Source organism: Pseudomonas sp. GW821-FHT09E04 (assembly GCF_059416185.1).
Genome location: NZ_JBWKOR010000001.1, coordinates 219,651 through 239,442, shown reverse-complemented (window position 1 = coordinate 239,442; position 19,792 = coordinate 219,651). Strand labels below are relative to the sequence as shown.

Annotated in this window: 15 protein-coding genes; 10 read left to right on the top strand and 5 right to left on the bottom strand. The window is 61.1% G+C overall.

What is annotated here, in order from left to right:
• The 5 genes from AC07N4_RS01230 to AC07N4_RS01210 all read left to right on the top strand — a co-directional run bounded on the left by AC07N4_RS01230 (position 1) and on the right by AC07N4_RS01210 (position 8,157).
• Positions 1 to 1,566, top strand: a complete 1,566-nt coding sequence (locus AC07N4_RS01230) for a VWA domain-containing protein (RefSeq protein ID WP_493064750.1) — start codon at positions 1 to 3, stop codon at positions 1,564 to 1,566.
• On the top strand, positions 1,563 to 2,867 hold the full coding sequence (locus tag AC07N4_RS01225) for a BatD family protein (RefSeq protein ID WP_493064749.1): 1,305 nt from the start codon (positions 1,563 to 1,565) through the stop codon (positions 2,865 to 2,867). Before AC07N4_RS01230 ends, AC07N4_RS01225 begins: the two co-directional genes overlap by 4 nt.
• Complete coding sequence (locus AC07N4_RS01220; protein WP_493064748.1) at positions 2,864 to 3,886, top strand: HAD family hydrolase; 1,023 nt, start codon at positions 2,864 to 2,866, stop codon at positions 3,884 to 3,886. Before AC07N4_RS01225 ends, AC07N4_RS01220 begins: the two co-directional genes overlap by 4 nt.
• A 72-nt stretch (positions 3,887 to 3,958) precedes the next feature.
• Positions 3,959 to 5,545 carry an arylsulfatase gene (locus AC07N4_RS01215; protein ID WP_493064747.1) on the top strand — a complete coding sequence of 529 codons (1,587 nt, stop codon included), beginning with the start codon at positions 3,959 to 3,961 and terminating at the stop codon, positions 5,543 to 5,545.
• Positions 5,546 to 5,652: 107 nt separating this feature from the next.
• The gene (locus AC07N4_RS01210; RefSeq protein ID WP_493064746.1) at positions 5,653 to 8,157 is read left to right on the top strand and encodes a spermidine synthase; all 2,505 of its coding nucleotides are present in this window, start codon (positions 5,653 to 5,655) and stop codon (positions 8,155 to 8,157) included.
• Between the two features lie 50 nt (positions 8,158 to 8,207).
• On the opposite strand, the gene AC07N4_RS01205 is transcribed toward AC07N4_RS01210, so the two are convergent.
• A complete protein-coding gene (locus AC07N4_RS01205) occupies positions 8,208 to 8,879 on the bottom strand; it encodes a DUF3313 domain-containing protein (RefSeq protein WP_096820241.1) in 672 nt (223 codons plus the stop codon).
• A 212-nt stretch (positions 8,880 to 9,091) separates the two neighbouring features.
• Between AC07N4_RS01205 and AC07N4_RS01200 the strand changes: the two genes are divergently transcribed.
• Positions 9,092 to 11,440 (top strand): tetratricopeptide repeat protein, encoded by a 2,349-nt coding sequence (locus AC07N4_RS01200; RefSeq protein ID WP_493064745.1) that lies wholly within the window; start codon positions 9,092 to 9,094, stop codon positions 11,438 to 11,440.
• A gap of 221 nt (positions 11,441 to 11,661) precedes the next feature.
• Here the strand turns inward: AC07N4_RS01200 and AC07N4_RS01195 are convergent, their stop codons facing one another.
• The 3 genes from AC07N4_RS01195 to AC07N4_RS01185 all read right to left on the bottom strand — a co-directional run bounded on the left by AC07N4_RS01195 (position 11,662) and on the right by AC07N4_RS01185 (position 14,925).
• Positions 11,662 to 12,636 (bottom strand): hypothetical protein, encoded by a 975-nt coding sequence (locus AC07N4_RS01195; RefSeq protein ID WP_493064744.1) that lies wholly within the window; start codon positions 12,634 to 12,636, stop codon positions 11,662 to 11,664.
• A 139-nt stretch (positions 12,637 to 12,775) separates the two neighbouring features.
• The gene (locus AC07N4_RS01190) at positions 12,776 to 13,255 is read right to left on the bottom strand and encodes a DUF934 domain-containing protein (RefSeq protein WP_102621385.1); all 480 of its coding nucleotides are present in this window, start codon (positions 13,253 to 13,255) and stop codon (positions 12,776 to 12,778) included.
• Complete coding sequence (locus AC07N4_RS01185; protein ID WP_493064743.1) at positions 13,252 to 14,925, bottom strand: nitrite/sulfite reductase; 1,674 nt, start codon at positions 14,923 to 14,925, stop codon at positions 13,252 to 13,254. The genes AC07N4_RS01190 and AC07N4_RS01185 overlap by 4 nt, the downstream gene beginning before the upstream one ends.
• 324 nt (positions 14,926 to 15,249) lie before the next feature.
• On the opposite strand from AC07N4_RS01185, the gene ccoN reads away from it, so the two are divergent.
• Together ccoN and AC07N4_RS01175 are read left to right on the top strand one after the other, a co-directional pair.
• A complete protein-coding gene (gene ccoN / locus AC07N4_RS01180; protein ID WP_493064742.1) occupies positions 15,250 to 16,677 on the top strand; it encodes a cytochrome-c oxidase, cbb3-type subunit I in 1,428 nt (475 codons plus the stop codon).
• 15 nt (positions 16,678 to 16,692) lie between these two features.
• Entirely contained in the window at positions 16,693 to 16,914 is a 222-nt protein-coding gene (locus AC07N4_RS01175) for a cbb3-type cytochrome c oxidase subunit 3 (RefSeq protein ID WP_493064741.1), read from the top strand.
• Between the two features lie 234 nt (positions 16,915 to 17,148).
• Here the strand turns inward: AC07N4_RS01175 and AC07N4_RS01170 are convergent, their stop codons facing one another.
• Positions 17,149 to 17,640, bottom strand: a complete 492-nt coding sequence (locus AC07N4_RS01170) for a hypothetical protein (protein ID WP_493064740.1) — start codon at positions 17,638 to 17,640, stop codon at positions 17,149 to 17,151.
• Between the two features lie 239 nt (positions 17,641 to 17,879).
• Here AC07N4_RS01170 and AC07N4_RS01165 point away from each other — a divergent pair, with 239 nt between their 5' ends.
• Both AC07N4_RS01165 and AC07N4_RS01160 read left to right on the top strand, forming a co-directional pair.
• Positions 17,880 to 19,259, top strand: a complete 1,380-nt coding sequence (locus AC07N4_RS01165; protein ID WP_493064739.1) for a hypothetical protein — start codon at positions 17,880 to 17,882, stop codon at positions 19,257 to 19,259.
• Between the two features lie 66 nt (positions 19,260 to 19,325).
• Entirely contained in the window at positions 19,326 to 19,772 is a 447-nt protein-coding gene (locus AC07N4_RS01160; protein WP_493064738.1) for a DUF2599 domain-containing protein, read from the top strand.
• Positions 19,773 to 19,792 lie beyond the last annotated feature (20 nt).

Sequence of the window (19,792 nt, the reverse complement as noted above, 5' to 3'; positions counted from 1 at the left end):
ATGGAGATCAATCTCGGCGACTTCCACTTCCTGCGTCCTCTGTGGCTGCTGTTGGCCTTGTTCGGCGCCCTGCTGCCATGGTTCTGGCGCCGTGGCCGTGACCTGCAACGCAGGCTGCGCGGCAACATCGCCGGGCATCTGCTGCCGCACTTGCTGGTCACCCCGCAGGATCACCAGCGCCTGCGCCCGGTGCACTGGCTGTGTGCGCTGCTGATGCTCGGCGCGGTGGCAGCGGCCGGGCCGACCTGGGAGCAGGATCGCCCGGACTTTCTGGAGAATCGCGCGCCGCTGATTGTGGCTGTCGATCTGTCGCCGTCGATGGATGCCAACGACGTGCAGCCCACTCGCCTTGAGGCCGTCAAACACAAGCTGCACGACCTGATCCAGCGCCGGGCCGGTGCCCGCACCGCGCTGATCGCCTATGCCGGCAGCGCGCATCTGGTACTGCCGCCAACCGATGATCCGGCGTTGCTCGACACGTTCATTCAAGCCTTGGGCACCGGACTGATCGACAAACCGGGCAAGAACGTCAGCGCAGTGATCGATCAGGCCAGGCGCTTGCTCAACGCTGAAAAGATCCCCGGCAGCCTGCTGCTGATCACCGACGGCGCCGACACCGCGCCGATCGTAAATACGGATGAACAGTTGCAAGTGCTGATACTCGCGGTGGGCAATCAGGACGCCGGCATCATTCAGGACGCCAACGGCCAGCCGCGCATCGATGCCAACGGTCGCCCGACGCTGGGCAGTTTCGATCCGGCCGCCATCAAGCAACTGGCCTCGGCGCTCGATGCGCCGCTCGGCAGCCTGACGCTGAATGACGACGATCTGGACTGGGTCGAACTGCACGCGCAGCAGCACTTCCAGAGCGCCAGTGCCGAGCAGCGGGAATTGCACTGGAAAGACGCCGGTTACTGGCTGTGCTGGCCGCTGGTATTGCTGGCGCTGTTCAACGTGCGCAAAGGCTGGAGCGTGAACTGGATGCCGGCGCTGGCAGTGGCCGTGGGCCTTGGCTGGCCAGCAGCGCCGGCTCAGGCAAACGCGCTGACCGACGCTTTCTTTACCCGCGACCAGCAAGGGCGCTGGGCCTTCGAGCATGAACATTTCCCGCAGGCGGCGGCGCTGTTTGTCGATCCGTACTGGAAAGGCGTGGCGGCCTATCACGCGGCTGACTACGACCTGGCGCTGGCGACCTTCGCGCGGCTGGACACGCCGCAGGCGTATTTCTATCTGGGCAACATCTACGTGCGCCGCTTCAAGTTCGACGAAGCCATCGCGGCGTACACCCAGGCCCTGAAGCTGCAAGCGCAATTCCCCGAAGCCACGGCCAATCTGGCGTTGGCGATTGCCTTGCAGAAAGACACCGCGAGCGCCGAACAGAACGCGCCGCAAACCAAACCGGACGAGGTCAAGTTCGACAAGGCACCGGGCAAGGGCCAGAGCAAAACGGTCGAGACCGAACAAGCGGCGTCGGATGCGCTGTGGTTGCAGAACCTCACGACCTCCCCGGCGAAATTCCTCAAGCAGAAATTCAGCTTGCAGGATCAGGCGGGGGCCAAGCCATGAACCGGTTGATAGGGCTTGTGTGCCTTTTGAGCGCCCAGATAGCAGCCGCTGAACCGCAGCTGCGTGTGCAGGCTCACCTGCAACCCGCCGAAGGCGCCATGGTCGGCGGCCTGCTGGCGCTGCAACTCGATGTTCTCACCGACACCTGGTTCACCAGCGCCCCCACCCTGCCCGACCTGAAGCTCGACGGCGCGCTGGTCATGCCGCCGGACGGTCAGGCCCAGCACCTGAACCAGACCTTCGACGGCCAGAATTTCACGGGCCTGCGCTACAGCTATCTGATCACGCCGAACGCTGCCCGGAGTTTCAACATTCCAGCCCTGACCGTGCGTGCCAGCCCGGGCCAGGCCACCAGTGAAATCAGCGCCCAGAGCCAGCCGCTACAGTTCAGCGCCGCCCAGCCGCCCGGTTTCAAACCCGGTGAAACGCCGCTGGTGGCCACCGGGCTGCGCTTCAATCAAACCCTCATCAACTCGGCGACGCCGCTGAAAGTCGGCGACAGCATCACCCGCCAACTGACACTGCAGGCCGACGGCGCACTCGCCATGGCGCTGCCCGCTCCAACGCTGGTGGAGGTCAACGGACTGAGTCGTTATGTGAAGACCCCACAGATCAGCAATCTGGATGACGGTCGCGGCGATATCCTCGGCGGTCAGCGCATCGACAGCGTCAGCTATCGCATCGACACGGCCGGCGCCCACACCCTGCCGGCCATCGAGGTGAAATGGTGGGATTCGCGCGCGCAGCAAAGTCGCACCGCGCAGGTTCCTGCGATCACTTTAGAGGCCGTCGCCAACAGTGCGTACAAGCCGGTGTTCTCGATCACCGAGGACCTCAAGCGACTCGGCCAGAACAATCGCCTGCACCTTTCCACCCAGTGGCTGACATGGCTGGCCTTGCTCGTCGCACTGATCGTTGGCGGCTATCTGGGCTGGCCAGCGCTCAGCCGTGCCCGCCAGCAGTGGCAAACCCGCAAGCACAAACGAGCGCTGGCCTGGCAGCAATCAGCCGAAAGCGCGTGGCAACAAATCACCCCGCAACTCACCAGCAAGCCTGCGCAATTGAGCGCTGTTTATCTGTGGCTGCGCCGCCGTGGGCTGGGCTTGAAACTGGTCGACTCAGGGCAACGCCTGCAAGGACTGTTGCGTGGCCTTTACGGCCGCGAGCCGGCCACCGAACAAACACTGGGCCAACTGCGCCAATCGTTGTCTACGCTTCACAGTCAGGCCGAACAGCAGCAGGCCCGTTCGGCCCCGGCCTTGCGCCCGCTCAACCCCGTCCACGAGAAGGATTTCCCATGACGAACCCGATGCTGCACCGCCAACGTTTTGGTCTGGCCCTGTTGTTCAGCCTCGCACTGCCATTGCTGGCCCAGGCCAGCGAGCCGCTGCCGTCATGGAACGACGGGCCGGCGAAAAAGCACATCATCGAATTCGTCCAGGCGATCACCGACCAGTCCGGCAAGGATTTCGTCAAACCCGCCGAACGCATTGCCGTGTTCGACAATGACGGCACGCTGTGGAGCGAGCAACCCGCGTATTTCGAGTTGCTGTTCGCCTTCGACGAGGTCAAGCGCACCGCGCCGCAGCACCCGGAATGGAAGACCACGCAACCGTTCAAGGCCGTGATCGAGAATGACCACAAGGCGCTCGCCGCCGCCGGCATGGACGGCATCCTGAAGATCTTCGCCGCCACCCACACCGGCATGACCACCGACGCCTTCGATGACTACGCCAAAACCTGGCTGACCCAGGCCCGGCATCCGAAAACCGGCAAACCGTACACCGAGATGATCTTCCAGCCGATGCTGGAAATGCTCGACTACCTGCGCAGCCAGGACTTCAAGACCTACATCGTTTCCGGCGGCGACACGGCGTTCATGCGTGCCTTCGCCGAGAAGGTCTACGGCATCCCGCCGGAGCAAGTGATCGGCACCACCTTCGTGACGGCGTTCAGCTACAAGGACGGCAAGGCCTCGATCATGCGCACCGCCAAACTGGCGCACAACGACGACGGCCCCGGCAAACCGGAAAGCATCGATGCGGTGATCGGTCGCCGGCCGATCCTGGCGTTCGGCAACTCCGACGGCGACTTGCAAATGCTCCAGTGGACGGCGGCAGGCCCCGGCAAACGCTTCATGGGCCTGGTGCACCACACCGACGCCAAACGCGAATGGGCCTATGACCGAAAATCCGAGATCGGGCGCCTGGACAAGGCCCTCGACGAAGCGAATTCCCGTGGCTGGACCGTTGTGGACATGGCGAGCGACTGGCGCCGGATCTACCCGTTCGATCCGCCCGCCCCTGAGCAAGTGAAATAACAAAAGCGTGACGCAGGACTGCAAGAAACGTTTGACGCACCACACCACCCCCGCGCAAAAGGAGCAAGTCTGATGACTCGCATACGCAAGTGGCTACCGAAACTCGCCCTCGTGGCAACGTCGGTGATGGCGCTGTCGGCAACTGCCACAGCCGCTGAAAAACCCAACATTCTGGTGATCTTCGGCGATGACATCGGCCAGACCAACATCAGCGCCTATTCGATGGGCGTGGTCGGCTACAAGACGCCGAACATCGACCGGATCGCCAAGGAAGGCATGATGTTCACCGACTACTATGCGGAGAACAGCTGCACCGCAGGACGATCCTCCTTCATCACCGGTCAGACGCCACTGCGTACCGGCCTGTCGAAAGTCGGCGCACCGGGCGCCACGGTCGGGCTGCAAAAGCGCGATATCACGATTGCCCAGGCACTCAAGTCCCAGGGCTACGCGACCGGCCAGTTCGGCAAGAACCACCTCGGTGACAAGGACGAATACCTGCCGACCAACCACGGCTTCGACGAGTTCTTCGGCAACCTCTATCACCTCAACGCCGAAGAAGAACCGGAACGTCCTTACTGGCCGAAAGACGATGCAGAGTTCGTCAAGGCCAACTCCCCGCGTGGCGTGATCCACAGCTTCGCCGACGGCAAGATCGAAGACACCGGCGCGCTGACCACCAAACGCATGGAAACCATCGACGACGAAACCACCGCTGCCGCCCAGGCGTTCATCGAAAAACAAGCCAAGGCCGACAAGCCATTCTTCGTCTGGATGAACACCACCCGCATGCACTTGTTCACCCACGTGCGTGATTCGATGAAGGGCCAGAGCGGCATGCCCGGCAACGAGTACGCGGACGGCATGGTCGAGCACGACGGCGACGTCGGCAAACTGCTCAAGACCCTCGACGACCTGAAAATCGCCGACAACACCATCGTCGTCTACACCACCGACAACGGGCCGAACCAGTTCTCCTGGCCGGACGCGGCGACCACGCCGTTCCGCAACGAGAAGAACTCCAACTGGGAAGGCGCCTACCGTGTACCGGCGATGATCCGCTGGCCGGGCAAGGTCAAACCGGGTGAGGTCTCGAACGAGATGTTCTCCGGGCTCGACTGGTTCCCGACCTTGCTCGCGGCGGCCGGTGATACCGATGTCGCCAGCAAGCTGCTCAAGGGTTGGGCACCCACCAGCGGCGGCAGCAGCTTCAAGGTGCATCTGGACGGTTACAACCAACTGCCTTACCTGACCGGCCAACAACCGAACGGTGCACGCAACGAGTTCTTCTACTTCAACGACGACGGCATGCTGGTGTCGATGCGTTTCGGCAACTGGAAAGCCGTGTTCGCCGAGCAGCGTGCGCCCGGTGGCTTCGCGGTGTGGAGCAACCCGTTCACACCGTTGCGCGTACCGAAAATCTTCAACCTGAGGATGGACCCGTATGAGCGGGCCGACGTGGTGTCCGATCAGTATTACGACTGGTCGACCAAGAACGTGTATCTGGTCGCCGTCGCCACCACCAAGGCAGCGCGCTTCCTCCAGACCTTCATCGAGTACCCACCGAGCCAGAAACCGGCGAGCTTCAGCATCGACCAGATCCGTGCGGCGGTGGACGCGAAGATCGAAGAGAAAATGAAGAACCAGCCTGCACAGTAAGACCGCTGGACCGCCGCTCGCCGTCAATGGCGAGCGGCCCTTTTTAGTGGTCGTTCCCACGCTATGCATGGGAACAATCATTCATGAACTGGAACAAGGCAGTCGCAATGTCCTCACGTGTCGCCAGCAAGTCGTCGGCCCATCCCCTCCCGCACACCGCCGCCCCGGCGTTGCTGATCCCCGCCCTGCTGCTGTGCATTTCCGGCGCGGCGGCGCTGGTGTATCAGGTGCTGTGGATCAAGCAGCTGTCGCTGGTGGTCGGGGTCGAGGTCTACGCGATCACCACCGGCATCAGCGCCTTCTTCGCCGGTTTGGCCATCGGTGGCTGGCTGTTCGGGCGTTGGGCGGATCGCCTGGCGCAACCGGTTCTGCTGTATGCCGGGCTGGAAGTACTGGTGGCCGTGCTGGGCGTCGGTGCGACGTTTGCCATGAGCGTGGCGGCCAGCCCGTTTGCCTGGTTGCAGGATCATGTCGGTCTGCTGGCCTGGGTGTTGCCGTTCATGCTGGTGGGCGTTCCCGCCGTGTTGATGGGCGGCACGCTGCCGGTGCTGGTGCGCTCGCTGGGCAGTGCGCCGGGCAAGGGCGGCGGCCAGTTGTACGCGGCGAATACCCTGGGGGCGATTGTCGGCACCCTGCTCGCGGCGTTCGTGCTGATCGCCACCCTCGGCGTGCGCGGCAGTGCGTTGGCCGCAGCGATGCTCAATCTGCTGGCCGCCGCCGGCGCATTGGGTTGGCAGCGCCAGCATCCGATGCCGGTCGAAGCCCCGCTCAAGCATCACACTGAAAAAGCTCCGGATCGCACCGCCCTCTGGCTGTATTCCATCGCCGGCGGCGTGGCCCTCGGCTACGAAGTGGTGTGGTCGCAGTCGATCGTGCAATTCATGAGTACCCGCACCTACGCGTTCGCCGTGGTGTTGGCGACCTACCTGACCGGGCTGTTTATCGGCAGCGCCCTGCTCGCCCGTCGCGTCGAACGGATTCGCGATCCGTGGGGCGTGTTCGGCTTGCTGATCGCTGGCGCGGGACTGATCGCCCTGCTGGAAATCGCCCTGCTCGGTCGCTGGCTGGTGATCGCCCAGAGCCAGGCGGAAATCTGGCTCGTGACTCAAGGCGCCAGTGAACTGGCCGGCATGAGCGCACGTTTCGCTGTTGCGGCGTTGTGCATTGTGTTCCTGCCGACCTTGCTGCTGGGCGCGGCGTTTCCGTTGGCCCTGCGTTTGAGTGTCGGCCACGAGCATGTCGGCCGCGATGTCGGCGCGGTGGTGGCGTTCAACACGTTGGGCGGGATCATCGGCGTGATGCTCTGCGGTTTCCTGCTGATTCCGTTGCTGGGGTTGGTACGCACGCTGGGCCTGCTGGCGATCATTGCCGCCGGCATCGGCTGGTTCGCCGTGCGCAAGGGCCATGGCGTGAAGAAAGGCCGGCGTCAGGCAGTGGCCGCGCTGGGCTTGCTGTCCGTTGCACTGGCCGTGCTGACGCCGGTCGACAAACTCGCCAGCCTGCTCCCCGGTGCGCGCAACGGCACGCTGGCCTTTTATGAAGAGGGACGCGGCGGCACGGTCGCGGTGGTCACTCAAGGCCGGGGCCAGAACGCTTTCCAGCGCCTGTACATCCAGGGTGTGTCGAATACCGGCGATGCAATGCCGTCGCTGCGTTACATGCGGATTCAGGCGCTGCTGCCACTGCTGATCCACAACGGCGAGCCGCGCTCGGCGCTGGTCATCGGTTTCGGTACCGGCATCACTGCCGGCGCGTTGCTGCGCTATCCGGGGCTTGAACATCGGGTCGTGGCCGAGCTGCTGCCGTCGGTGATCAAGGCTGCGCCGTTGTTCAAGGGCAACTTCAACGCCGCCAGCGATCCCGGCGTCGATATGCGGCTGCGCGACGGTCGTCAGGAACTGCTGCGCAGCCCGCAGACCTACGACCTGATCACCCTCGAGCCGCCACCGCCCTCCGCGGCCGGCGTGGTCAATCTGTATTCCCGGGACTTCTATCAACTGGCCGCCAGCCGTCTGGAGAAACAGGGTCTGGTCGCACAGTGGCTGCCGCTGCCGACCCAGAACATCGACGACTCGCGTTCACTGGTGCGCAGCTTCCTCGACGTCTTCCCGTACGCGACGCTGTGGACCAGCGAGTTCCACGAGATGCTGCTGGTAGGCTCGCAGACACCCATCGAACTGGATGCCGAAAAAATCACCCGACGCCTGCAACAGGACAGCGTACGCAGCACCTTGCAGGACGTCGGCATCGGTTCGGCGCCGGCGCTGCTGTCGACCTGGGTCACCGATCGCGCCGGTCTGGAACGTTTTGCCGCCGACGCACCGGCGGTGACTGACGATCAGCCGCGCATCGAATACGCGCCGTGGGTTCGGTCCAAAGAAATTACGCGGGTGCTGCCTGCGCTGCTGGATCAGTATGTCGCACCGCCGCTGGTGAATGCCGATGCCGGGTTCGCTGAACGGATGCAGGGGCACAGACAGCGCCTGATGCAGTTCTACCGCGCAAGCCTGCACGCCTATGACGGTGATCGGGATGCCTGGGGCCGGGATATTCGCGAGGTGATGCAGGGAGATGGAGGGAATCCGTATTTCCGCTGGTTTGTCGGGCAGTGACTCTCGTCATCCGATCATTCCCACGCGGTGCGTGGGAATGATTTCCGGGACTATTTGGCTTTCATCTTCAGATACGACTGATGCATGTCCGACGCCCAGCCATCGATCACGGCTTTCACGTCATCGGCCTTCATCACCTGGGAGTCGTTCTGCAACGGTTTGCCGGTGCCTTTGCGCACGACCTGGGCCACGACCTTGTTATTGCCGCCATCGAGGAACACCGCTTCGGTGGCCAGGGTGGTTTCCTGATCGCGGATGCCGCTGGCGGTACTGACCGCTGCCGCCACCAGGGCAATCGGGATTACTTCATAGGCATGCAGTCCTTCGGTCTTGCTGCTCACGGCGGTGATCGCCGCACGCACCACAATCACGCCCGGGCCGGGGCCGCTGGCCAATGGCAAGGATTTGCCCACCTCACGCTTGAGCGCCTGATCGTAGTAAGCGGTGATGCCATTGAGGGTCTGTTGCGGAATCTTCACGGTCGGTTGAGGTTTTGGGTAGAGCTGCGTCGGTTCGATATAGACGCTGGTGAACTTGTTGATATCGAGCTTGGGATCGACCCAGCGCATCACCTCGGCCCCGGACGGTGACTTGGCCTCCTTGAGTTGGCTGTAGTCCTTGAGAAACCCGGAGTACTCATCTGGAGCGACGGTTTTGCTGGAGCAACCCACCACGCCAAGAGTGGCAATGCACAGGGTGCTCATCATCACGGCTAGCTTCATGCTGTAACTCCTGTCAGAAGGCCTGATTTGTTGCATTGGGGAGTTACAGGTATAGCTAAAAACCCGCGAATTGCGATCAGAACACACAATATTGGCGCGGTGCCGTGTGCCGGTTCACAACGGTCATTTGACAGATGCCGGGCATCCGGCAAAGCTGCATCGAGCTTGAACGCACGCCAGAAGGCCAATGCACCTGGACTACGGAAGTCGCAATGCCCAAGCATAAAAATAACGATGCACCGCGCCAGCCTGATGCTTCACCGACCTCGATTTCACGCTACCTGTTTCCTGTCACCATTGGCCTGCTGCTCGCGGCCGTGGCGGGGATCGGCTGGTTTCTGTTCAGCCCCGCTCCGGCACCGGTCAAAGCCGTGCCGGTCAGCACGCCTGTTGCGGTAGCGGCCAAACCTGCAGCAACACTGCCCGCGTCCATGGTTGATGAACAGCAATGTCAGGGCTGTCACCAGGAACAGGTCAAGGACTGGCAAGGCTCCCATCATCAGTTGGCGATGCAACCGGCGAATGCCGAAACCATGCTCGGTGACTTCAACAATGTCACCTTCAACGCTGAAAACGAATCCACCCGTTTCGCGCGCAAGGGCGACGAGTTCTGGGTCAATACACCTGGCGTCGACGGCAAGAACGCCGACTTCAAAGTCGCCTACACCTTCGGCATCGCGCCGCTTCAGCAATACCTGATCGAAGTCGGTGAAGGCCGCTTGCAGGCCCTTGGCGTCGCCTGGGATACCGAGAAAAACCGCTGGTTTCACCTTTACCCCGGCCAGGGCGTGAACTTCAAGAATCCGCTGCACTGGAGCAAGCCGAGCCAGAACGCCAACTTCATGTGCGTCGAGTGCCACACCACCGGGTTCAAGCGCAATTTCGACGCGGCCAGCAACACCTTCGCCAGCCACTGGAACAGCCTCGGCGTCGGTTGCCAGGCCTGTCATGGGCCGGCATCGAATCATCTGCAATGGACGGCGAAGAAAACCGACCTGATTCACGCCGGCTTCGACGTCGATCTCAAGGACAAGAACGCCACCGTCGAGATCGAAACCTGCGCCCGCTGCCACGCTCGCCGCGCGCCGCTGGGCGATGGCTACACCGTCGGCAAACGGCTGATGGACGATTACCTGCCCAGCACCCTGACCCGCGAGCTGTATGCGCTGGACGGCAAGATCAAGGACGAAGTGTTCGAACACGGCTCCTTCGCCCAGAGCAAAATGTTCGACAAGGGCGTGCGCTGCAGCAACTGCCACAACCCCCACAGCACCGAGCTGAAAGCACCGGGCAACGCGGTGTGCCTGCAATGCCACAACAGCGCCGGCAAGACCTCGGTCGAAGGCGTCGATGGCCAGGGCCTGCAAGCGAAGAACTACGACTCCATCGAACACACCCGCCACACCATGGGCCAGCCCGGCTCGCAATGCGTGGATTGCCACATGCCCGGCAAGTTCTACATGGGCAACGACTTCCGGCATGACCACAGCTTCAGCATCCCCAACCCGGAGCGTGCGCAAAAGCTCGGCACGCCAGACGCCTGCCTGACCTGTCATCAGGGCAAGGCCGGCGACAAGGTCACCGCGCAATTCAAACTGTGGACTGCCTCGACCGAACCTCAAGCGCCGCGTTACGACGAGAGCCTGTGGCTGATTCGCAACGGCCAGCCCGGCGCCGCACAAGCCTTGTACGAGCAATTGCAGCGCAGCAACCTGCCGGCGATCCAGCGAGCGACATTGCTCGCGGAATTGCCACTCTATCCAAGTGAACAGGCGCTGAAACTGGCGACCACGGACCTGAAGCACCCGGCGCCACAGGTACGCGAAAGCGCGGTGCGGGCAATCAGCGCGTTCCTGCCACCGCCAGAGCGCTTGCCGCTGTTGACGCCGTTGCTCGGTGATCCGGTGAAAGCAGTACGAATCGTCGCGGCGCGGGATTTGCTGAGCGTGGCCCGCAATGGCCTGGGCCCGGCTCAGGCCAATTGGGACGCGGCGATTGCCGAGTACGAAGCCGTGCAGAAGAGCCTGGCCGAACGCGCCGAAGCCAACCTGAACCTGGCGATGCTCTATCAGGCCAGCGGTCGCGGCTCGGAAGTTGAAGGTCTGTTGCGAACAGCGCTGAAGCGCGACCCGGACTTCTACCCGGCGCTGGTCACGCTGGTGCAATGGCTGGAGGCCAACGGTCGTGGCTCGCAGGCGCAGCAACTGCTCGATGCCAGCCTCAAGGAACACCCTGACTCGGCCCTGCTGCAGCACACCCGAGGCCTGTCACTGATTCGCGCGGGCAAAACCATTGAAGCCATGTCGGCGCTTGGCAAAGCCGCACAACTGGAACCGCAGAACGCGCAATACGGTTACGTGCTGGCGGTGGCGTTGCATGACAGCGGCAAGGTGGATCAGGCGAACGAGCAACTGGAGAAACTGCTCAAGGTGCAGCCTGCGAACCGCAATGCGCGGTTGTCGCTGATTCAGTGGTATCTGGACAGCGGGCAGGAGCCGAAGGCGCAGGTTTTGTTGCAGGGGTGGAAGAGGATGAATATGGGGGATCCGGCGTTGAAGTGATCGGCTGGAGATCGTAGCCCTCACCCTAGCCCTCTCCCGAAGGGAGAGGGAACCGAACCGGGGATATTTGAGAGATACACCGACTTGAACGATCTGCCTTGAATCCATAATCGACACACTTTTTCAGGTCGATGTATTCAGCAGCACAACTCGATCGGCCCCCTCTCCCTCCGGGAGAGGGCTGGGGTGAGGGAGCTTTTGACTTTCGCGCAGCCCAAGGACTACCAAGTAGAGGTTTCCCCGCTCCTCAACGCCATCTCCCGCCGACTATTCAACCGCATCGCCTTGATCAGCGAAACCGTGCCCACCAGCAACAACGCCGCGCCAAACAGGAAGTCGATGTTGTACAGCTGGAAATCCTGCACCGGCCCCACCAGCACCGTGCGCACCACGCCGATCCCCACCAGCGTGGCGAGGAAGTCGATCCCCGGCTCATCACGGTAGAACACCAGCAGCAACGGCAGGCACAACACCAGCAGCATCAACAGCACCACAACCTTGAACGCGCCTTTGCGCTCGACGCTGAAGGCGCATTCGTGGTGGCCGTAGGCTTTGTAGTCCTCGTCGCGGACCATCACGTTTTTCTCGTTGATGTAGTCGGCGCGGTTGTATTTCTGGATCGGCGTGAAGGTGTTGGACATCTCCATCAGCGTGGTGATGTTCTTGAAGCGCAGGTCGACACGCTCGTTGCCCTTGAGGTAGTACAGGACTGGTTTGTAGCCGTAGCGATAAGTATCGAAAGGAAACTCGGTGACCCGCCCCTGAACACTGATCGGGCGCGACTCGAGCTGGGCGAAGGCACTCTTGTCAGTCGAGGCGAGGTTGCGACTCAGCGGCAGGACCTTCACTTGCTCAAGGAAGATCGGCGTGGCGCCGTAAGTCCACTGCAACGGTTCCAGGCGAAGACGCAGTTCGTTGCGGCCCAGGTCATAGCGGTTGAAGGTGCGTTCGGACACCACCACCGCACCGCTGAGCATGAACTCGCCGCGCAGGTTGTTGGTGATGCGCAAGGTCAACTGATCCTTGCCCAGCAGCGCCGCATCCGAGGACGGCGGCGTGCCGCACCACGCGGTGCTTTCGCCGACACCGCCGAGCTGACCGCCACGGCTTTCGTTGAATACGTAGATGTAACCGGCCCACAACGTCAGCATCAACAGCAACGCCGTCAGGCCCAAGATCTTCTTGCCCGCACTCACAAACAGACTCCCTTCTTCGTTCCGTCGTCCAGCCGAAAACCCGCTGGCGACGGGGACTCTACCAAAAGGCCACCATCGACCCAAGGAAAAATCCCCGATTTGTAAGGGTTCTAAGGGTTTCCCCTGTGCGGGCCTCGCTTCAACGCCGCCTGAACAACGGTCGCGGCTCGATGACGGAGCGCCCGTACAACACGCTCATCCCCGCCAACCCCTTGAGCGCATCCTCGGCGGATTTGTCCTCGCGCACGGCGAAGCTGTCGAACCCGCACTGGCGCATGTGGCTCAGTTGATCGCGCAGCACATCGCCAATCGCCCGCAATTCGCCTTTCCAGCCAAAACGGCTGCGCAGCAGATAAGCCTGACTGTAGGCGCGCCCGTCGCGAAAACTCGGGAAATCGAGGGCAATCAGCGGCAGCGATGCCAACCACGGCAGCAGGCTTTCGACGCCGTCGTCCGGGCCCAGCCAGACTGCATGGGTCGAGGGTGATTCGAGCCAGTGGGTCAGCGGCAGAATCGACATGTCAGCGGCGCCATCCGTATCCGGTGAACGGATCAGCGTCCATGGATCGTCGAGCACAATCCGCGCCCCGCTCGCCTCCATCCGCAGCAGGTTGTTCATGCCGACACCTCCAGCGTTTTCGGGTAGACCCGTTCCTTGAACGGCTCCAGCCCGATGCGCGCCACGGTATCGACAAACAGCTCTTCACTCTCGCGGTAGCGCACGAAGGTGCCGATGATCCGTTCGATCACTTGCGGCACTTCAGCAGCGCTGAACGACGGGCCAATGACTTTACCCAGCGCGCTGTTCTTGCCCTGCGACCCGCCGAGGGTGATCTGGTACCACTCGCTGCCGTTCTTGTCGACGCCGAGAATCCCGATGTTGCCGATGTGGTGATGGCCGCAGGCGTTCATGCAGCCGGAAATGTTCAGGCTGATATCACCGAGGTCGTGCAGGTAATCGAGGTTGTCGAAACGCGCCTGAATCGCCTGGGCAATCGGGATCGACTTGGCGTTGGCCAGCGCACAGAAATCGCCACCGGGGCAAGCAATGATGTCGGTCAGCAGGCCGACGTTGGCGGCGCCCAGCCCTTGCTCTTTCGCCAGTTGCCACAGCGCATACAGCTCGGATTTGGGCACATCCGGCAGGACGATGTTCTGCTCGTGGGCGATACGGATTTCGCCGAAACCGAAACGCTCGGACCAGTCGGCCACCGCCAGCATCTGCAAACCGGTTACATCCCCCGGCGGCGAGGCCAGGCCCGGTTTGGTCGACAGCACCACGCTGGTGTAGCCCGGCACCTTGTGCGGTTGCACATTGCGCGCAACCCAACGGGCGAACGCCGGGTTGTCGGCCAGGTGCGTGCCGAAATCCAGATCGGTGCCCGCCAGAGTCCGGTAGCTCGGTGGGACAAAGGCGTTGGCAACCCGCAGGTATTCGTCCTCGGTCAGTTGCGCCGGGCCATCCTTGAGGTGTTGCCATTCTTCTTCGACTTCCTTGGCGAACGCCTCGATACCCAGCGCCTTGACCAGAATCTTGATCCGCGCCTTGTACTTGTTGTCCCGTCGACCGTGACGGTTGTAGACCCGCAGCACCGCCTCGACGTAAGACAGCAAGTGCTGCCACGGCAAACCGTCGCGGATCTGCAGACCGAGAATCGGCGTGCGCCCCAGACCACCGCCAACGATCACTCGCAGCAGCATCTGCCCGTCGCGGCCGGGGTAAAGGTAGAGGCCGATGTCATGCATCATGATCGCCGCGCGATCCTGCTTCGCCGAGCAGATGGCGATTTTGAACTTGCGCGGCAGGAACAGGAATTCCGGGTTGATCGTCGACCATTGCCGCAGGATCTCCGCCAGCGGACGCGGGTCGATCAACTCGTCCGCCGCGACCCCGGCGAAGGCTTCGGTGGTGATGTTGCGCACGCAGTTGCCCGAGGTCTGGATCGCGTGCATGTTGACCTGCGCCAGACGTTCGAGAATGTCCGGCACCTCGTGCAGTTCGATCCAGTTGAACTGCATGTTCTGCCGCGTGGTGAAGTGGCCGTAGCCACGATCGTAGTCACTGGCAATGCTCGCCAATGTGCGCATCTGTTCGGCGCTCAGCGTGCCGTAAGGAATGGCCACCCGCAGCATGTAAGCGTGCTTTTGCATATACAGGCCGTTTTGCAGACGCAGCGGCAGGAACTCTTCTTCGCTCAACTCCCCGGCCATGAAGCGCTCGACCTGATCGCGAAACTGCGCAACGCGCTCGAACACCAGTGCCCGGTCGTAATCATCGTATTGATACATCGGCTACCTCATCAGGAATGCACAGATTCCTGTGGGAACGGGCGAACCCGAGATAGCGCCAGTTCGCGTCTGGCGCTATCTCGGGTTCGCCCGTTCCCACAGTATTTTCCCTGACTATGGACGAACGGCGCAGTGCACAACAGATTCACCTGAACACATAAAAACCGTATCAGGGCGCGGCAGATGGCCGCAGGCAGCGCTTCGATCTGATCCGCATAAATGAACAATTCCTGAGCCTGTTTTGTTTCCGGTGGGGTTTCTACAGTGCAGCTCGTGCCAGACCGGGTGGCCTGGCAAGACTTTGCAACCGTGGAAGAATTGACCATGAGCACAGCAACAATCGGACAGGCTTATAACTACAAGGTCGTCCGCCAATTCGTCATCGCGACTGTTTTCTGGGGTGTCGTGGGCATGGCGATGGGGGTATGGATCGCCTCGCAACTGGTATGGCCGGACATGAATCTGGACCTGCCGTGGACCACCTTCGGCCGCTTGCGACCGTTGCACACCAGTCTGGTGATTTTCGGCTTCGCCGGCAGCGCACAATTCGCCGCCAGTTACTACGCCGTGCAGCGGACCTGCCAGGTGCGGCTGTACTCGGACAAACTCGCAGCCTTCACTTTCTGGGGCTGGCAATCGGTGATCGTGATCATGCTGGTCACCCTGCCGATGGGCTACACCACCACCAAGGAATACGCCGAGATCGAATTCTCCGGCGCGGTGTGGATGGCGGTGGTCTGGGTCGCGTATGCCGTGGTGTTCTTCACCACCGTGGTACAGCGCAAGACCAAACACATCTACGTCGGCAACTGGTTCTTCGGCGCGTTCATCCTGGTGATCGCCATGCTGCACGTGGTCAATCACTTGTCGATTCCAGTGGACTGGTTCAAGTCCTATCCGGTGTATTCCGGCGCCACCGACGCCATGGTGCAGTGGTGGTACGGGCACAACGCAGTGGGGTTCTTCCTGACCACCGGGTTCCTCGGGATGATGTATTACTTCGTGCCGAAACAGGTCAATCGGCCGGTGTATTCGTACCGGTTGTCGATCGTGCACTTCTGGGCGCTGATCACCCTGTACATCTGGGCCGGCCCGCACCATTTGCACTACACCGCGTTGCCAGACTGGGCGCAGTCGCTGGGGATGGCGATGTCGCTGATCCTGCTGGCGCCGAGCTGGGGTGGGATGATCAACGGGATGATGACCCTGTCGGGCGCCTGGCATCAGTTGCGCACCGACCCGATCCTGCGCTTCCTCGTCCTGTCGCTGGCGTTCTACGGCATGTCGACGTTCGAAGGCCCGATGATGGCGATCAAGACTGTCAACGCCCTCTCCCACTACACCGACTGGACCATCGGCCACGTACACGCCGGCGCCCTCGGCTGGGTGGCGATGATCACCTTCGGCGCGACCTATCACATGGTGCCCAAGGTCTTCGGCCGCGAACGGATGCACAGCACACCGCTGATCAACCTGCACTTCTGGCTGGCGACCATCGGCACGGTGTTGTACATCGCTTCGATGTGGGTCAACGGCATCACCCAGGGCCTGATGTGGCGGGCGATCAACGAGGACGGCACGCTGACCTACTCGTTCGTCGAAGCGCTGCAGGCCAGCCATCCGGGGTTTGTCGTACGGTTTGCCGGTGGGGTGTTCTTCCTGACGGGCATGTTGCTGATGGCCTACAACGTATGGCGCACCGTGCGGGTGGCAGATGTCGCGATTGCCCACCGTGATGCGCAGATCGCCTGATCAAGGGAGCCGGTCATGTTCGATGTTTTTTTGAATGTGTTGGGCGTGCTGTTTTTGTGGCTGTCGGTGGAGTATTGCTTGCGTCACGAAACGGCTGAAAGCCTGGATGATGCGAGTCTGACGCCGTTTGCCGATGATCCGGAGGTGGCTCGGCGGGTTGAGTTGGCCACCGGTAAAACCGTGAAAGCGGTGGCGCCGGAGGTGGCGAAGCCGGGGTGGGTCAATCTCGAAATGTGAGGTGTGTCAGTCGAACTGCCCCTCACCCTAACCCTCTCCCGGAGGGAGAGGGAACTGACCGAGTTGTTTACTCGAAATACACCGACCTGAAATATCGAGCCAAACTCAAAAACTGAAAAGCCCCCGATCTGCTCCCTTTCCGTCGAACTCAATATTGAAAACAACAAAAATCTGCTCCCTTTCCCCCTCGCCCCCTTGGGGGAGAGGGCTGGGGTGAGGGGGTGGCTCTTGATCTTAGGTGCGGTCTCGGGGAATCAGGCTCTGCAGCTGCTGCGCCAGAAAATTCGCATCAAACAAAAACGTATCCGGATCCTTCAACCCATTGGTCTTACGCCACTGCCAATCACCATTGGGCAACCCCACCAGCGAAACACTCCCGTACCGCGCCGCCGTCAGCCCCATCACCGCCAACGAAATCTGCCCGCCACTGCCCATCACATCCGGCACGAACTCCACCGGTTTGCCGGCGATCACGATGCTCAGCTTCTCAGTCTTGAAGGTTGACGTCTCAACCGGAATGCTCGGCCCGAACGCCACGTACGCCTCCCGACTCACCTCCAGCAACCCCGGCACCTGCACCGGCTCCAGCCATTGCTGAATCTGCCCGAACAACTCGGTGATCCGTGTGGCCCAGGTCGCTGACTGCGTCTCGAACAATTGCTTCTTGTGCGCTTCGCTGTCGGCATAGTGGCGAAGCATTTCGCCCAGTTGCTGTACGTCGTCCATTTGATTGCCCTCGGAGAGTAGCGATACCGCGAAGGTCGATCATGGCAGGTTCTGCGTCGGGGCGTACGACAAAGCCTGGACGTGTTAACCGCCTGTTCTCCGGAGATTACGACGAACGGCTGCTTTTTTCGGGGTTTACCTGTCAGATCTGACAGTAGGCACGCTGGGATGGGCAGTGTTTGATGACGGTACCCGTTGCAGCTCATGCAACTACCGTCACGAATACCGGAGTGCAGAAGATGAACAGTCCATTTGTGGTGTATCCCGCCAAGGTTGTCGGGGGAATTCAGAGCCCCATTTACTACCCCAACCCCGCTGTGAAACCTCACTACGGCGCACCACTTGCACTCTTCACCTCACCCGGCGATCTGCTGCGCCTTGAGATTATCCCGTGGGACGCACAGGCGATAAACGATTCTGCGTATTTGATCATCAACAACGGTACTCCCCAATTCATGAAAACCATTGGAACGGGGGACGTAGGCAAGTCTTTCGACTATTCCGTGCTTAAAGCTTTTTTGACTGATGGAATCAACACGCTGGTCGTGCGGGTCACAAACACAGTCCAGCCCGGAGGAACGGATTCAATTGACCTTTTGGTCCTCGTCCACACACCGCGCCCGGGAGGAGAGGTCGCAGGCTCCGGGGACAATCGGAATCTTATCCTGTCCATGTCCCACACAAACGTGGGCCCCACAGAGGCTGCAAACGGAGTCGACGCCACACTCACCTACACCTACATGCGAGAAGGCGACGACATCAATCTTGATCTGGACGGTCGAACCTATCCGCATAAAGTGAGTGCAACAGAGACGCAACTGGGTCGAGTAGTGATAAAGCTCTTCGCCAAGGATTTCTGGCAGGACAATCAACGGTTCGCCATTCGTTTCCGAGTGACCGACAGTCTCGGCAACTCCTCAGGCCCGCAAGCCATCTGGTCAGCACCCACCTACATCGATGTGCATGTGAAACAGCCGGCGCTGATCCTGACAAAACCCGATGTACAGGAAGCCAAGTTATCTAACGGTAATCTCCTGGATTTCAACAATGACTTTTACTCCGCGCCACACGCTACGGTGAAGGTAAAGTACACGGGCTCTGATCCAGCACAAAGAGTCTACGTTGAATGCATAGGACGCGCCGAAACCTATACGACTACTCCCCAGCCAGGTCCTGCCGCCGGGCAGGAATTGCTTGTTTTGATTCCACGCCGAGTGATTATCGACTCGATCGCCAACAAGATTCAGTTCAGGTACTACGTCAGGCTACCGAACACAACGCAGGATCTCCCGTCGTTTGATCGGGATGTCAACATCACCCCACAGCGGCACATCTGTGGCGTACCCACGATCAACGCTGCCAGAAACAACCTCAGGCTTTACGCCCCAAATCCCCTCGAGGCGCCATATACGGCACGTATCTCATTAACCATCGATGGTCAGACACGTCTCGACAGCAACGAGATTCCTTACGTCCAGGGTCCCTATATGGACTTCAGTATTCCGGCAGGCTGGGTGAGCAGCAACCCAGGCAAGACCGGCTATTTCAACTACTCCATCAGGCGTACGGGTAGCACGGACCCCATCATTTTTTCGCCGTATTTGAAGATATTCCTCTAAGAAGGCCCCTCTTCAATAACAACACCGAGAACCCGCCGGCCCGTTAAACGGGCCGAGGATCAAGTCATGCACAAAATAATCAGCATACTGCCCCTGATGCTGCTCGTTGGCTGCGCGCAAGTAGCGACCCTGCCACCTGAAGCTCGCACATCCCCCCGCTCCGCAGCGGACAGCTACATCCAGACGGTGGAGCGTTGCTCGAGTTACGTCGCCAGCGCGCGATGGATATACCGGAACTACGAGTGGACGATTTCCATCAAGCCAACCGACTGCGCCAGACGAACACCACCGGAAGGCACGGCCTATTTGTGGGATGAACTCACCCGTGATTATTCCAACAGCCGTTACTGGACGAACACCCACGGCCTGCGCCACCAATTGATTTGCCATTTGATGGTTGCGCGGGACAAACCGGAGTGGAACCTGGAGCCCTGGCGCCCGGATGTAGGACTTACAAAAACCGTGGCAGCAGGCTGCAACCATGAAGAGCCGTTGCCTGAAGTGGCCCCTTGAACAGCATAAGGACATTCAAG

What these genes read in the sequence shown, in the direction of transcription:
- AC07N4_RS01230 (WP_493064750.1), top strand. Translation starts at nt 1, where the DNA reads ATGGAGATCAATCTCGGCGACTTCCACTTCCTGCGTCCTCTGTGGCTG.
- AC07N4_RS01225 (WP_493064749.1), top strand. Translation starts at nt 1,563, where the DNA reads ATGAACCGGTTGATAGGGCTTGTGTGCCTTTTGAGCGCCCAGATAGCA.
- AC07N4_RS01220 (WP_493064748.1), top strand. Translation starts at nt 2,864, where the DNA reads ATGACGAACCCGATGCTGCACCGCCAACGTTTTGGTCTGGCCCTGTTG.
- AC07N4_RS01215 (WP_493064747.1), top strand. Translation starts at nt 3,959, where the DNA reads ATGACTCGCATACGCAAGTGGCTACCGAAACTCGCCCTCGTGGCAACG.
- AC07N4_RS01210 (WP_493064746.1), top strand. Translation starts at nt 5,653, where the DNA reads ATGTCCTCACGTGTCGCCAGCAAGTCGTCGGCCCATCCCCTCCCGCAC.
- AC07N4_RS01205 (WP_096820241.1), bottom strand. Translation starts at nt 8,879, where the DNA reads ATGAAGCTAGCCGTGATGATGAGCACCCTGTGCATTGCCACTCTTGGC.
- AC07N4_RS01200 (WP_493064745.1), top strand. Translation starts at nt 9,092, where the DNA reads ATGCCCAAGCATAAAAATAACGATGCACCGCGCCAGCCTGATGCTTCA.
- AC07N4_RS01190 (WP_102621385.1), bottom strand. Translation starts at nt 13,255, where the DNA reads ATGAACAACCTGCTGCGGATGGAGGCGAGCGGGGCGCGGATTGTGCTC.
- AC07N4_RS01185 (WP_493064743.1), bottom strand. Translation starts at nt 14,925, where the DNA reads ATGTATCAATACGATGATTACGACCGGGCACTGGTGTTCGAGCGCGTT.
- ccoN (WP_493064742.1), top strand. Translation starts at nt 15,250, where the DNA reads ATGAGCACAGCAACAATCGGACAGGCTTATAACTACAAGGTCGTCCGC.
- AC07N4_RS01175 (WP_493064741.1), top strand. Translation starts at nt 16,693, where the DNA reads ATGTTCGATGTTTTTTTGAATGTGTTGGGCGTGCTGTTTTTGTGGCTG.
- AC07N4_RS01170 (WP_493064740.1), bottom strand. Translation starts at nt 17,640, where the DNA reads ATGGACGACGTACAGCAACTGGGCGAAATGCTTCGCCACTATGCCGAC.
- AC07N4_RS01165 (WP_493064739.1), top strand. Translation starts at nt 17,880, where the DNA reads ATGAACAGTCCATTTGTGGTGTATCCCGCCAAGGTTGTCGGGGGAATT.
- AC07N4_RS01160 (WP_493064738.1), top strand. Translation starts at nt 19,326, where the DNA reads ATGCACAAAATAATCAGCATACTGCCCCTGATGCTGCTCGTTGGCTGC.